This is a genomic window from Mycobacterium sp. SM3041 (assembly GCF_039668335.1).
Lineage (GTDB): Bacteria > Actinomycetota > Actinomycetes > Mycobacteriales > Mycobacteriaceae > Mycobacterium.
Map to the genome: position 1 here is coordinate 229,267 of NZ_JAYXBQ010000037.1, position 13,252 is coordinate 242,518.

The following is a 13,252-nucleotide window of genomic DNA, read 5'->3' on the forward strand; positions in this document are numbered from 1 at the left end:
AATACGCGATCCCGCGTTGCGGATCTGACGTGCCCGTTAGTCTTCTCGCACGTGGTCGCCGGTTAACGTAGTCCAGCTATTCACTGGACGCGACTGATGGGAGACAGCCAGGTGGAGAATCTCATGGCCAATGCGTTCGCCTACCCCTGGTGGGTGTACGTCACCATCCCGTTGGGCGCGGCATTCGTCGGCTGGGTCACCAAGATCATGGCCCTCAAGATGATGTTCTACCCCGTCGAGTTCAAGGGCATCCCGCCCTACCTCGGCTGGCAGGGCCAGATTCCCAAGCGCGCACCGAAAATGGCTGCGGTGGCGGTGGATTCGCTGACGTCGGAGATCCTCAAGCCCGAGGAGATGTTCGACAAGATCGACCCGAACGAGTTGGTCAAGGAACTCGCCGAACCGCTGCGACAGACCTCCGCCGAGATGGTCGACACCATCATGATGTCGTTCCAGCCGCAGGTCTGGCGCGCCACACCGGACCAGCTCAAGGACGTCGTCGTCAAGAACGTCGAGAAGCGCATCCCGGTCGCGATGGCCGCGATGTTCGACAAGATGCGCGGTCAGGTCGACCAGATCTTCGACATCAAGCACATGGTCGTCACCAACCTGGTGCGCGACAAGGTCACGCTCAACACAGTCTTCCAGGACATCGGCAAGCCGGCGTTCAAGTTCCTCATCATGTCCGGCCTGCTCTTCGGCTTCCTGATCGGTCTGGTGCAGGCCGTGGTGTTCGGCATCACCAACTGGCACTGGTCGCTGCCGCTGTTCGGCCTGCTGACCGGTGGTCTCACCGACTACGTTGCGCTGCAGATGATCTTCCGGCCGTTGGAGCGCAAAAACGTCTTCCTCGGCATCAAGTGGCAGGGCGTGTTCCAGCGCGAACGCAAGCAGGTCGTCGAAGGCTACGCGGCACTCATGGCCCGGGAGATCTTCACGCCCCAGGCGATCATGGAGAGCATGCTCAACGGCCCGTCGTCGGACCGGTTCTTCGACATGATCTCCACCGAGATCAGCGCGACCATCGACAAGCAGATGGGCTTCACCGGCAAAATCATCAAGTCCGTCGGCGGCCGCCAGTACGTGGACATGAAGAAGCAGATCACCGACTCCATCATCGACAAGCTGCCCGAAACATCCACCTACATCGAGGGATACATGCGCGATCGCCTCGATCTCGAGAACGTCATGGTCAGCAAGATGATGGTGCTGGACTCACTGTCGTTCGAGAACCTGCTGCGCCCGGCGTTCAAGGATGACGAATGGATCGTCGTCGTGCTCGGCGCCGCCCTCGGTTTCCTCTTCGGTGAGCTGCAGGCGCAGCTCATCCTGCTGCTGGCGCACTGACGCAGGGTTCTAGGTCTGGCCGGGTGTTCCGGTCAACTTCCGGACGGTGAGAACCTCGCTGTCGCGGAAGGCCCGCCCGTTGGGGTAGAGCAGATCGCTGAACCAGACCTTCGGCTCCGCGGGGGACGGGTGCTCCCACGAATCCCACGGGAAGTAGGTCTGAGTCTTGCCGGCCACGAGTCCCCAGCTGTACGCACCGACGTTGCGCTGCTTGGCAATTGGCAGAATGCCTTCGACGGTGCTGCCCTGGTTTCGGGCGAGGTACTCGGTACAGATGATCGGCCGGCCCAGTGGGGCAAGCTCATCAATCCGGGCCGAGAAGTCGGCCGGCTTGGCGTAGCTGTGGAACGAGATGATGTCCGAGTTGTCCAGCTGGATCGACGCGATGGCGCTGCGCTGCGCGGGGTTGGCCCAACTTCCCTGCCACACACCGCTTGTCAGCGGCTGCGTGGGGTCGACGGCGCGTGCCCACGCGAACACCTGCGGGAGCAGGTCGGCAACGACTTTCATCTTGTCGCTGCGCTCGACCTTGCGATAGACGTCAGCCGGGTTGTCGGGCTCGTTCCACAGATCCCAGCCGAGCACGCGGTTGTCGTTGCGGAACAGGTTGATCACGCCCGTGACGTAATTCTGCAGTACGGCACGGTAATTGGGATCGGCAATGCGGTCCGCACCCGGGCTCTGCACCCAACCCGAGTTGTGGACGCCCGGGGTGGGCGCCCGTTGCACGCCGAGTTTGGGGTGCGGGTCCCAGCATGAGTCGAAGAACACGAACAGCGGCTTGATGCCGTTGTTCGCCGCGATGCTGACGAACTGCGTCAACCGCTGTGAGAAGCCGCGCGGGTCCTGGGCCCACAACAGATCGTGCAGGAAGACCCGGACGGTGTTGAATCCGAACCAGCGGGCGGCGCCGAGTTCGGCCTTGATGCGCCCGGGATCGTAAGTACCGGCCTGGAACATCTCGAGCTGATTGACCGCGGTGGAGGTGATGTAGTTTCCGCCGACCAGCCACCCCTGCCCCTGGTACCAGCTGTTGGCCCGTTCGGGCGTCCAGCGCGTCCCGGCCGCGGACGCCGGAGCGGGTCCGGAGAATCCGGCCATGGCAGAGCCCGCCGCCAGCAGCAGCGGCACCTTGAGAGCGGTTCTGCGGTCCACCGCACGAGGCTACTGATCTTGATAGGGTGCGTGGGGCGTGCTTATCGAGTTGCAACAAACACGATGTCGGGTGGTGACGTCGGTCGGCGCGCTCAGGCGTTGATACCGGCGGTGAGAATCGCCGCAAGCTCGCGATATGCGCTGGCATCGTCGAGTCCGGTACTCTCGCGGACCCGGCGCTGCTGGATGCGCACCATCATGGTCGACGCCAGGTCGGCCGCGAAAGACGCGTGCACATCACGGAATTCGCCGCTCTCGACACCGTCGGCGATCATTTCGTGGACCCGCCGGGCCGCGATCTGGGTGTTCTTCTCGTAGACGCTGCGGGCCGGGGCGAAAGCATCCAGGTCCACCATGAACTGGTCCGACGCGGCATCGAGCACCGTGCCGACCGCGGACAGATAGGCCGTGATCCGCGCCCGGGCGCCGTCGACTCCGGCCACAAGCTGCTCGACCTCGTCGGTCGCCTGCCGGAAGAACTGCACGGTCGCCGCGCGGACCAACTGCTCCTTGCTGCCGGCCAGCGTGTAGAGCGTCGACTTCGAGCAGCGCAGCCGCCCGGCGATGTCGTCGAGCGTGAGGTGGGCGAATCCCTCGTCGAGGAACAGCCCGATCAGGGCGTCGAACAGCTCGGTGCGGCGGCGGGTGCCGAACGCCGGGGACGTGCGCGTGCTCACATCGGCATAGTACTGCGGCCCTTTACTCAGTACTACTCAAACAGTACTCTGTGAGGTAACTCAGTACTGTCCGACGTATTAGTGGAGTCTCCGGTGCCTGTTGATCGCCTCTTGCCCAACGATGAAGCCCACGCGCTCATCGAGCTCACCCGCGACATCGCGGACAAGGTGCTGGACCCCATCGTCGACCAGCACGAGAAGGACGAGACGTACCCCGACGGGGTGTTCCCCACCCTCGGCGAGGCCGGGCTGCTGAGCCTGCCGTACCCCGAGGAGTGGGGCGGCGGCGGCCAGCCCTACGAGGTGTATCTGCAGGTGCTCGAAGAGCTCGCGGCCCGGTGGGCCTCGGTGGCCATCGCGGTCAGCGTGCACAGCCTGTCGTGCCATCCCCTGATGACGTTCGGCACCGACGACCAGCGGCAGCACTGGCTGCCGGAGATGTTGAGCGGCAACCTTATCGGCGCCTACAGCCTCTCCGAACCGCAAGCCGGTTCCGACGCCGCGGCACTGGCCTGCAAGGCCGTCGCATCCGACGACGGGTACCGGGTCACCGGCTCGAAGGCCTGGATCACGCACGGTGGGCTCGCCGATTTCTACACCCTGTTCGCGCGCACCGGCGAAGGCTCGCAAGGCATCTCGTGCTTCCTGGTGCCCGCCGGCACCGAGGGGCTGTCCTTCGGTCGGCCCGAGGAGAAGATGGGTCTGCACGCAGTGCCCACCACGTCGGCGCACTACGACAACGCGTTCCTGCCTGCCGAGCGCCTCATTGGCGCCGAAGGACAAGGCCTGCCGATCGCGTTCAGCGCGCTCGACGCCGGTCGGCTCGGTGTCGCCGCGGTCGCCGTCGGCCTGGCCCAGTCGGCGCTGGATCAGGCGGTGGCATACGCCCAGGAGCGAACGACGTTCGGCCGCAAGATCATCGATCACCAGGGGCTCGGTTTCCTGCTCGCCGACATGGCCGCCGCAGTCGACTCCGCACGCGCTACCTACCTGGATGCCGCCCGCCGACGCGACGCCGGGTTGCCCTACTCCCGCAATGCGTCAGTCGCCAAACTGGTCGCCACCGACGCCGCCATGAAGGTCACCACCGACGCCGTCCAGGTGTTCGGCGGCGCCGGCTACACCCGCGACTACCGCGTGGAGCGCTTCATGCGCGAAGCCAAGATCATGCAGATCTTCGAGGGCACCAACCAGATTCAGCGACTCGTCATCAGCCGCAGCCTGGCCAAGTAGCCGGACGCCACGCTACATCCGGCTGACGTCGATGATCGCGTTCGCGAACTGCGCGGGCGCTTCCTGCGGCACGTTGTGGCCGATGCCGTCGAGGACGCGGTGCTCGTACGCCCCGGTGTACATCGAGCGATATCCCGCGCCATCCTTCGCGGCACCGTCGAAGTCACTGCCGATGGTGATCGTCGGGACGTGGATCAGCGGCTTGGCCTGCAGCCGTTGTTCGTCAGCCTCGTAACGGTTTTCACCTTCGGCCAGGCTGAGGCGCCACCGGTAGTTGTGGATCACGATGGCGACGTGGTCGGGGTTGTCGAACGCGCCGGCACTCAACCCGTAGGCCGCGTCGGTGAAGTGCCACAGCGGCGAGGCCTTCGACCAGATCAGCCGATTGAACTCCTTGGTGTTCTTCCGGTAGCCGAGTTCTCCACGCGGCGTGGCGAAGTAGTACTGGTACCACCACCCCAGCTCGGCGTCCGGATCCAACGGCTGCAGGTTCGCGGCGCGATTCACGATGATGTACCCGCTGACCGCAACGAGACCGGCAACCCGCTGTGGCCACAGGGCGGCGACGGCATTGGCTGAGCGTCCACCCCAGTCAAAGCCGCCCAGGATCGCCCGCGGGATGTTCAGCGCATCCATGAAAGCCACGACGTCGGCGGCCAGTGCGGACTGCTGACCGTTCCGGACCGTGGTGTCGGAGACGAATCGGGTCGACCCGAAACCACGCAGGTACGGCAGGATCACGCGGAAACCCTGATCCGCGAGCAGCGCGGAAACGTCTGCGTAGCTGTGGATGTCGTAGGGCCAGCCGTGCAACAGCACGACGGGCGTGCCGTCGGCCGGACCCGCTTCGACGTAACCGACATTGAGGTCGCCGGCCCGAATCTGCTTGACCGCGTTCAAGTTGTGCTGCGGGGCGGGCGGCGGTGCCGACTTCTCGGCCGCAGCCGGCTCCGGTGACGAACCGCACGCGGCCAACGACGCCGTACCGATCGCCGCCATCGCCGTCAAACCGAACTGTCTTCTGCTGAAGCCGTCCACGGTCCGTCGTTCCTTCCAGAGTGTCGCCAGTTCGCTGCCCACGATGCATCACCGCGGCGCACGGCACCCATCTCACCCGTCCTTGCACATCGTGTCCAACGATAGATTTTGATAGGTCGCATCTGTTTCAGAGATGTGCGCCGTCGACCGTGTCAGACGGCTGCCCACCCACCGTCCACGCCGAGGACCACGCCATGGATGTTGGCGGCCTCGTCGCCGGCCAGGAACGCCACCGCCGCGGCGACCTCCTCGGGCGTGCTCATCCGGCGCGACGGCAGCCGGTCCAGCATGGGTTGAACGTGGTCGGCGAATTCCTGTTGCCGTTCGGTCGCAATCGGTCCCGGCGCCACCGCGTTGACGCGCACCCCGAACGGTCCGTATTCGTCAGCCCACGAGGCAGTCAGCGAGTGCACGGCCGCTTTGTTGGAGCTGTAGATCGCCGAACCACCCGATCCGCGCAACCCACTGATCGATCCGATGTTGATCACCGCACCACCCCCGCCCCGCACCATATGCGGCGCAATCAGCCCGGTGAGCAGGAACGGGGCAAAGACGTTGACCTCGAAGGCTTCCCGCAGTCGCTCCGGCGCGACATCGGCGGTCGGCATCGGCATCAGCAGCGTGGCCGCGTTGTTCACCAGGATGTCCAGCCGCCCACCCACTGCGTCGGTGGCATGTTCGGCGAGGGCGCGGATCGCCTCGTCACCACCCGCCAGGTCGGCAGCGACGAACGACGCCTCGGCGCCTGTCGCCCGGATCGCAGCCACCAGCGCACCGCCCCGTTCGGCATTGCGCCCACTCACCACGACGTGTGCACCGTCGTCGGCCAGCCTGCGCGCAATGGCCATTCCCAGGCCTCCGGTGGAACCCGTGACAAGTGCTGTGCGGCCGGACAATCGCGTATCTTTTGGACTCATGAGTCCACATGCTGCACCGCACAAAATGGACCTGCAAGTCCAAAAACTGACGGCCAAGGGGCAGGCGACCCGAGCCCGGATCATCGACGGCGCCGCGGCCGAGATCCGGGAGCGTGGCGTCGCGCTGACCACCATCGAAGACGTCATGGCGCGGACCCGAACCTCGAAAAGCCAGATATTTCACTATTTTCCGCGCGGGAAAGAACAGCTGTTACTCGCCGTCGCGACACTGGAATCCCAGCGCGTACTCGACGACCAGCAGCCTCACCTCAGCGAGCTCACCTCATGGGCAGCCTGGCAGCGCTGGCGGGACGTCGTGGTCGAGCGCTACCGCCGGCAAGGCCAGAACTGCCCGATCGCCGTGCTGATGTCCGAAATCGGTCGCACGAGCACCGGCGCGCAGGCAGTCACGACCGAACTGATCGACTCCTGGCGCGGCGCCATCGCCGACGGCATCGTGGCGATGCAGCAGCAGGACAAGATTGCGCACAGCGTCGACCCCGCGCGGGCAGCAGCCGCGCTGCTGGCCGGTATCCAGGGCGGAGTCGGCATCATGCTCGCCACCGGCGACCTCACGTATCTCGAAGCGGCCCTGGACGAGGGAATCAGCGCACTGCGGCAGCGATAGCCACCCGAACCGCACCGGCGTGATCTCGCCGGCTCACACGGCACCCGTAATTGTTAGTTCGCCTACAGGTCACCCCATCTGCGTTGACAGCCGTCAAGGCCGCCGAGAAGGATCGGCGGCATGGCCGCCAAGACCGAAGAGCAGGTATTCACCGAAATCGAGACCCGCCTCACGGCCAAGTTTGCGGACCTGCCCCCGGCTCGGGTGACCACCGTCATCGACGTCGCGCGCCGGCAGTTCGCCGACAGCACGATTCGCGACTTCGTCCCGCTCCTCGTCGAACGTCGCGCCGAGGAAGAACTCGCACGACAGCTGGCCGACGACTCCGCCATCTAGCCCTATCCACTCGGCCGCGCCGAGTTTGCCAGCCTCACAACGGGTTCCGGCACCGATCCGTTACCCGCCGAGACCTCTCTGTGAGGACTTTGAGGCTATTGAAACGATGCGGTCACGGTCGCGGCTCAGTCCCATGTCGAGCGCGCATCCGATTGAAAACATGTCTTGAACCAGCCTCTCGCGGTGCCCTACGGTTCAGCTGCGCAAATTTTCGGCGCTGTAATTTAAGGGCACATTCAAGGAGACGCCGGTGATGATCAGCTTTGGTCGAATCGCTGTGAAAATAGTTGCCAGCGCCGGTGTGTGCGCGACGGCCGTGGCCGTGAGCCCGACCGCAGCGGCAGTCCCACTCAAGACGGGCGGGTACGCGTGCGACGCGAGCGCCGTGGCACCTGCCGCAGGGGCACCCGCCGCCGCGGCAGCAGCTGCACCCTGCGCCGCGCCCGCCGTCGAATCCTCGGGCATCGTCGGCCCGCTGGCGGCCGCGCCGGTCGTTCCGGCAGCCGTCCCGCCGGTCCCCGCGGTCGTCCCGCCTGTCCCGGCAGCGGTGCCTCCCGTCGTGCCCCCGATCCCCGCCGGCTTGCCGATCGGGGCGCCCATCCCGATTGCCGCGGCCCCCGCCGCCATCCCGATGGACATGGGTGGCGTCGCCGATGGCAAGGAGGCCCGGACCCTGCGGCCCGTCGACGCCGGCGGCCCGACCCCCAATCTGCCGACCCAGCCCGGTCCGCAGAACTGAACCAGCCAGCTGCACAACCGCTTTCACCGAAGCACCCGAGCCCTCGTGGCTCGGGTGCTTCAGGCGTTCGGGGCGCAGAGTCAGCAGACCGCGGCAGCCACATCCTGTTGACGCTGTACTGAGGGCGCATTTGTGCGAGTAGACAGCGCCCTGACTTCAGGATCAACCCACCGTGGCCCGCAACCCGGATCGACCCTGAACTGAGGGCGCACTTGTCCGAGTAGGACCGCCTTGGCAGCGAAAGAGATTGGGGCGCAGCCTAACTAAGGCTCGACGATGACCGGATCACCGACGTTGACGGTGTTGTAGTACCACTCGGCTCCAGCGGGCGCCAGGCCGATACAGCCGTGGCTGACGTTTTCGAAGCCCATCGACTCGACGGCCCAGGGCGCCGAATGCACGAACAGTCCGCGTCGGCTGATCCGTACCGCGAACTCGACCTCCGTCATGTACCCGTCCGGATGATCGACGGGAATGCCGACGCTGCTCGAATCCATCAGTACATTGCGGTCTTTCGCCAACACGGTGTACTTACCGACCGGTGTCGCATACTCCGGACGACCCAAGGTCGCGAGCAGCGTGCCGGACTCACCCAGGTGCGGAAGGTGGTGCGGCGCCGGCATATCCGGCTGGGTCTGGCCGTCCACGGTCACGGTGAACGTGTGATCGGCGACGTACGCGGTCCCGACGACCGCCGGACCGGTGGTGACTGCCATCGGCTGACCACCAACCGTCAACTTGATGGTGCTGTGCGCGGGCCAGAATCCGTCCGGATTCCATTGCACCACTTTGTTGTCCAGCCATTCGTACTTGCCCGTCATCGCCGGCGTCGACGTCACATCCAGGGCCATTTCGGCGGCCGCACGATTGGTGATCGGCCGCTTGAACGTCACGATGATCGGGTGCGCGACGCCGACCGGCACGCCCTGCGTCGGCTGCGTCGACTCGATGATCGAGCTCAACGGCAGGCGAATACCCGCCGTCTCGATACCGAGCGCACCGCCGGTGGTAGTGGTGGCGACCACGACCACGGCAAGGACACCGTGTACAAACACCCGCATATATCCGACCCCTTTGTGCGCTGGCCGCATGGTTGAACACCGTCATGGTATGGGGCGGTAAACGCCGAAATCCGTACGGCGCGTCAATATTTCGGTCAAAGATTCGTCACGGATTGGCCACCCAACATCACGACGCAGACCACCAGGAACAATCCCGGAGCCGATCGTCGCATCGACGACCCCGCGATGCTGCCGGCGCTGATCTACGGCGCGATCGTCGTGCCCCATCTCAATGTGGATATGTCGCGGAGATGTTGATCTTGAATCGCGAAGTGCTCGACACCGAGCCGGGAATCGATGAATTCGCTGCCGCGCCAAAGCAATTTCGGCAGAGTATATCTGCGCGGGCATTCTTAACAACTTCTCGCCAGTCGTGGGAAAAGTGAAACAGCTAACCGAGTGCACTTAGTGGAAGCATTCCGAATAACGGGAGAACCGCTGATAGGCCGCGGATTTCGATCTCGCTGACTGGGAAGTAGCAATTGTGAAACTCGCATTCGTGGATACGTTATTGCCGCCACAAATCCGTGGTCCACGAGGGGAGTATTGCGGTGAAGCGTTTGTCCGGCATGGATGCCATGTTCTTGTCCATGGAGGGCACTGAATGGCCACAGCACACGCTGGGGTTGATGATTCTGGATCCCAGTGACGCACCAGGATTCGACTTCGAGCATCTGCGTGATCACCTCGACCGCCGGCTGCCCTACCTGCCGTCGTTCCGGCGCCGTATCCAAGAGGTGCCGCTGGGCCTGGACCGGCCGGTGTGGGTCGACGATCCGGCGTTCAAGCTCGATTACCACATTCACCGCGCGGCACTACCCGCTCCCGGTGGCGAGAAGGAACTCGCCGACGTCGTCGGCGAAATCCTGGCCCGCCAGCTCAACCGCAACCAGCCCCTGTGGGAGAGCTGGTTCGTCGAGGGCCTCGAAGGCGGCCGGGTCGCCTTCATCGCCAAGACCCACCATTCGATCGTCGATGGCGTGTCCGGCGCCGGTCTCTCGTCGGTGCTGTGCGACGTCACGCCCGATGCCAAGGGCCCGATCGTCGAGCTGCCCGACGAGGGCGAGCAGCCCCGTCATTCGAGCCTCGAACTGTTCGCCAAGGGCACGCTGTCGGCCGCGACCACGCCGCCGAAACTCGTTCAGTACCTCGGCCAAACCGTCCGCAACGCGGTGACCACCATCAGCCATCTGCGGCGCGATGACCCACCGCCACGCCCCATGAGCGCCCCCAAGACCAGCTTCAACGGCGCGCTCAGCTCGCACCGCAGCTTCGCGTACACGTCGCTGCCGATGGCGCACATCAAACACGTCAAGAACGGTCTCGGCGTCAAGGTCAACGACGTGATCCTGAGCGTCGTCGCCGGCGCGCTGCGCACCTACCTGACCAAGCGCGACGCGCTGCCCGAGACTCCGGTGCTGGCGACCGTGCCGATGTCCACGCGCGACGCGGGCGACGAGACCCCCGGCAACCACGTCCACACCATGATCGCCTCCATGTGCACCGATGTGGAGGATCCGGTCGAGCGGCTGTCCGCCATCCACAACGGCATGAACAGCGCCAAGGCACTCGCCGAGGATCTGCAGGCCGGCCAGTCCATCGGTCTGACCGACTTCGCGCCGCCGGTACTGCTGAACCTGGCGTTCAAGGGCTTTCGCGCCGCCAAACTCGAGGACAAACTGCCCCTGGCCAGCAACCTCATCGTCTCGAACGTGCCCGGCCCGCCGATCCAGCTCTACATGGCCGGCGCCAAGATCGAGCACATCGTTCCCGTCGGCCCGCTGACCGTCGGCATGGGCATCAACGTCACCGTCTTCAGCTACGGCGGCAACGTCGACGTCGGCATCCAGGCCGATCCGGACCTCGTCGATGACCCGTGGGAGATCCTCGAGGGCGCCAAAGCAGAGCTCGATCGCCTGCTCGCCGCATCCGGCTGGGAAGAGCCTGTCGCGAAGAAGAACTCCCCCGCGGCCAAGAAAACCGGTGCCGCAATCCCACCGGGTGGGAGCTCCGCCGGCAGCGCCGAATAGATGTGATTGCCTTCACACGAGGGCAGACGCAACGGCGCGATCCGTGCCCTGACGACGGAAAGGAAGTAACTGCAATGGCAGATTCGGACAGCTTGTCGGACGTGGTGGCCATTGTCACCGGTGGTTCACGCGGTCTCGGCGCGTCGATGGCACGGCATATCGTCGCCGGCGGCGGCAAGGTCGTCATTGCTGACGTCCTCGACGATGAGGGCAAGCAGTTGGCAGCCGAACTCGGAGACGCTGCGCGCTACACGCATCTCGACGTGACGGATCGCGCCCAGTGGGATGCGGCCGTCGCACTGACGGTCGCGGAGTTCGGCAAGATCACCGGCCTGGTGAACAACGCCGGCATCTCCACCGGCCAATTCATCGAGCACGAACCGCTGGAGCACTTCCGCACGGTGCTCGACGTCAACCTGGTCGGCGTCTTCAACGGCATCCAGTCCGTCATCGCGCCGATGCGCGCTGCCGGCGGTGGCTCGATCGTCAACATCTCCTCGGCCGCGGGCCTGATGGGGCTGGCACTGACCGCCGGCTACGGCGCCTCCAAGTGGGCCGTCCGCGGCCTCGCCAAGATCGCCGCCGTCGAGCTCGGTACCGACCGCATCCGGGTGAACTCCGTGCACCCAGGCATGACCTACACGCCGATGACGGCAAACATCGGCATCCAGCAGGGCGAGGGCAACTACCCCAACACCCCGATGGGTCGCGTCGGCGAGGCCGACGAGATCGCCGGCGCCGTCACCTACCTGCTGTCACGCGCCGCCTCATACGTCACCGGCGCCGAGATCGCGGTCGACGGCGGCTGGTCCGCCGGCCCCACCGTCAAGTACGTGATGGGTCAATAACTTCATAGGCGACCAGCCAATCGTCCGCCAGTTCAACATATTTGGGCTGAACGCGGGTGCGCGCCGAGGGCCATCGGCGCGCACCTGCGGGCGGGACGACTTCCAGCAAGGAGACAATGGTGTCTGCCCCACTGAGGAACGATGAGTTGCCCGAGTCGCCCATGGTGAGCCGGCCGGACTGCATGGACGTCGGCGAGCGCATGGCCGTGGCTCCGCACGTCGCGATCGATGAAGCCGTGCTCGCCGTCATGCGCCTGCGCCAACCGAAGCTGCCGGCGGAAGCCGCACCGGACCGGCTCGCCGCCGACCTGGACAAGGCCGCGACCATGTTCAAGAGGCGGGGCTGGATTTCCAAACCGTCGAAGTACCACCGCACTCCCCCGAAACTCAACGACGCCGACGTCCTGCGCTGGAGCACCCACAGCGGCCCACTCGGGCACGAGTCGATGTCCTTCGCATCGGAATTCGACGCCCGGTCGTTCGAGCCGGGTGCGGGCCGGTGGCCCGGCAATGGCCGCAACGACACCGTCACCGTCCGGCTGCTGCGCCGCCCAGACTCCCCCGCGCCGTGGGTCGTCGCCCTGCACGGTTTCGGCATGGGATCGTCGCGCTTCGACCTGAACGTACTGTGGGCCAACTACCTGCACCACAAGCTCGGATACAATGTGGCGCTGCCGATTTCGCCATTGCACGGGCCTCGCCGCGAGTCGGCCGACGGCCAGCTGCTGTCCCTCGATCTCGCCTCGATGCTGCATGGCATCACGCAGGCCGTGTGGGATGTCCGCCGGTTGGTGAGCTGGATTCGCAGCACCACCGATGCCCCGGTGGGCCTCTACGGCGTCTCGCTCGGTGGCTACCTGTCCACCGTCCTGGCCGGCCTGGAACGGTTCGACGCGGTGGCCGCGGCGCTGCCATTCGCCGATCCACTCGCGCTGCTGACGCACCACGGCCCGCCCGCGGAATACCGGGACGTCATCGCCTCCGACGCCGCGCGGGCCGTCTTCCAGGTCGTGTCCCCGTTGGCGCTGCCGACGGTCGTCGCACCACGGGACCGGACACTGTTCATCGCCAAGGCGGACCGGCTGATTCCGGTGGAACAGTCGCAGGCCCTTGCTGATTCGTGGCACGCCGAGCAGGTGCGCTGGGTCAATGCGGGGCACGTCGGGTTCACCTGGACCCGCGCGGCACGCGGAATCCTCGGCCGTCGGTTCCGCGAGTCACTCGGCACCGCGTAGGCCGGCAT

At 65.5% G+C, this 13,252-nt stretch carries 13 protein-coding genes; 8 read left to right on the forward strand and 5 right to left on the reverse strand.

Features of this window, described 5'->3' with window-relative positions; all coding sequences use genetic code 11:
* Positions 1–96: 96 nt before the first annotated feature.
* Positions 97–1,347: a DUF445 domain-containing protein gene (locus VXD91_RS10295; protein WP_318984063.1), complete on the forward strand. Its 1,251-nt coding sequence runs from the start codon at positions 97–99 to the stop codon at positions 1,345–1,347.
* Positions 1,348–1,356: 9 nt separating this feature from the next.
* Here VXD91_RS10295 and VXD91_RS10300 read toward each other — a convergent pair whose 3' ends face one another.
* Both VXD91_RS10300 and VXD91_RS10305 read right to left on the reverse strand, forming a co-directional pair.
* Positions 1,357–2,502, reverse strand: coding sequence for a cellulase family glycosylhydrolase (locus VXD91_RS10300; RefSeq protein ID WP_318984064.1), 1,146 nt, complete (start codon positions 2,500–2,502; stop codon positions 1,357–1,359).
* A 92-nt stretch (positions 2,503–2,594) separates the two neighbouring features.
* The gene (locus tag VXD91_RS10305) at positions 2,595–3,179 is read right to left on the reverse strand and encodes a TetR/AcrR family transcriptional regulator (RefSeq protein ID WP_346415308.1); all 585 of its coding nucleotides are present in this window, start codon (positions 3,177–3,179) and stop codon (positions 2,595–2,597) included.
* A gap of 93 nt (positions 3,180–3,272) precedes the next feature.
* Here VXD91_RS10305 and VXD91_RS10310 point away from each other — a divergent pair, with 93 nt between their 5' ends.
* Entirely contained in the window at positions 3,273–4,412 is a 1,140-nt protein-coding gene (locus VXD91_RS10310) for an acyl-CoA dehydrogenase family protein (protein WP_318984065.1), read from the forward strand.
* Positions 4,413–4,424: 12 nt separating this feature from the next.
* On the opposite strand, the gene VXD91_RS10315 is transcribed toward VXD91_RS10310, so the two are convergent.
* Both VXD91_RS10315 and VXD91_RS10320 read right to left on the reverse strand, forming a co-directional pair.
* Positions 4,425–5,411 carry an alpha/beta hydrolase gene (locus tag VXD91_RS10315; RefSeq protein ID WP_346415351.1) on the reverse strand — a complete coding sequence of 329 codons (987 nt, stop codon included), beginning with the start codon at positions 5,409–5,411 and terminating at the stop codon, positions 4,425–4,427.
* A 191-nt stretch (positions 5,412–5,602) separates the two neighbouring features.
* Entirely contained in the window at positions 5,603–6,367 is a 765-nt protein-coding gene (locus VXD91_RS10320; RefSeq protein ID WP_064858906.1) for an SDR family oxidoreductase, read from the reverse strand.
* A gap of 25 nt (positions 6,368–6,392) precedes the next feature.
* On the opposite strand from VXD91_RS10320, the gene VXD91_RS10325 reads away from it, so the two are divergent.
* The 3 genes from VXD91_RS10325 to VXD91_RS10335 all read left to right on the forward strand — a co-directional run bounded on the left by VXD91_RS10325 (position 6,393) and on the right by VXD91_RS10335 (position 8,070).
* On the forward strand, positions 6,393–6,995 hold the full coding sequence (locus VXD91_RS10325; RefSeq protein WP_064858905.1) for a TetR/AcrR family transcriptional regulator: 603 nt from the start codon (positions 6,393–6,395) through the stop codon (positions 6,993–6,995).
* Between the two features lie 120 nt (positions 6,996–7,115).
* Positions 7,116–7,331 (forward strand): hypothetical protein, encoded by a 216-nt coding sequence (locus VXD91_RS10330; RefSeq protein WP_064858904.1) that lies wholly within the window; start codon positions 7,116–7,118, stop codon positions 7,329–7,331.
* Between the two features lie 253 nt (positions 7,332–7,584).
* On the forward strand, positions 7,585–8,070 hold the full coding sequence (locus VXD91_RS10335; RefSeq protein ID WP_064858914.1) for a hypothetical protein: 486 nt from the start codon (positions 7,585–7,587) through the stop codon (positions 8,068–8,070).
* 263 nt (positions 8,071–8,333) lie between these two features.
* On the opposite strand, the gene VXD91_RS10340 is transcribed toward VXD91_RS10335, so the two are convergent.
* Entirely contained in the window at positions 8,334–9,131 is a 798-nt protein-coding gene (locus VXD91_RS10340) for a L,D-transpeptidase (RefSeq protein ID WP_346415309.1), read from the reverse strand.
* Between the two features lie 551 nt (positions 9,132–9,682).
* On the opposite strand from VXD91_RS10340, the gene VXD91_RS10345 reads away from it, so the two are divergent.
* The 3 genes from VXD91_RS10345 to VXD91_RS10355 all read left to right on the forward strand — a co-directional run bounded on the left by VXD91_RS10345 (position 9,683) and on the right by VXD91_RS10355 (position 13,244).
* The gene (locus VXD91_RS10345; protein WP_346415310.1) at positions 9,683–11,161 is read left to right on the forward strand and encodes a wax ester/triacylglycerol synthase family O-acyltransferase; all 1,479 of its coding nucleotides are present in this window, start codon (positions 9,683–9,685) and stop codon (positions 11,159–11,161) included.
* 74 nt (positions 11,162–11,235) lie between these two features.
* On the forward strand, positions 11,236–12,009 hold the full coding sequence (locus VXD91_RS10350; RefSeq protein WP_064858901.1) for a glucose 1-dehydrogenase: 774 nt from the start codon (positions 11,236–11,238) through the stop codon (positions 12,007–12,009).
* A 119-nt stretch (positions 12,010–12,128) separates the two neighbouring features.
* Positions 12,129–13,244 carry an abhydrolase domain-containing 18 gene (locus VXD91_RS10355; RefSeq protein WP_346415311.1) on the forward strand — a complete coding sequence of 372 codons (1,116 nt, stop codon included), beginning with the start codon at positions 12,129–12,131 and terminating at the stop codon, positions 13,242–13,244.
* The last annotated feature ends 8 nt before the right edge of the window (positions 13,245–13,252 follow it).

What these genes read in the sequence shown, in the direction of transcription:
- VXD91_RS10295 (WP_318984063.1), top strand. Translation starts at nt 97, where the DNA reads ATGGGAGACAGCCAGGTGGAGAATCTCATGGCCAATGCGTTCGCCTAC.
- VXD91_RS10315 (WP_346415351.1), bottom strand. Translation starts at nt 5,411, where the DNA reads ATGGCGGCGATCGGTACGGCGTCGTTGGCCGCGTGCGGTTCGTCACCG.
- VXD91_RS10320 (WP_064858906.1), bottom strand. Translation starts at nt 6,367, where the DNA reads ATGAGTCCAAAAGATACGCGATTGTCCGGCCGCACAGCACTTGTCACG.
- VXD91_RS10325 (WP_064858905.1), top strand. Translation starts at nt 6,393, where the DNA reads ATGGACCTGCAAGTCCAAAAACTGACGGCCAAGGGGCAGGCGACCCGA.
- VXD91_RS10330 (WP_064858904.1), top strand. Translation starts at nt 7,116, where the DNA reads ATGGCCGCCAAGACCGAAGAGCAGGTATTCACCGAAATCGAGACCCGC.
- VXD91_RS10335 (WP_064858914.1), top strand. Translation starts at nt 7,585, where the DNA reads ATGATCAGCTTTGGTCGAATCGCTGTGAAAATAGTTGCCAGCGCCGGT.
- VXD91_RS10340 (WP_346415309.1), bottom strand. Translation starts at nt 9,131, where the DNA reads ATGCGGGTGTTTGTACACGGTGTCCTTGCCGTGGTCGTGGTCGCCACC.
- VXD91_RS10350 (WP_064858901.1), top strand. Translation starts at nt 11,236, where the DNA reads ATGGCAGATTCGGACAGCTTGTCGGACGTGGTGGCCATTGTCACCGGT.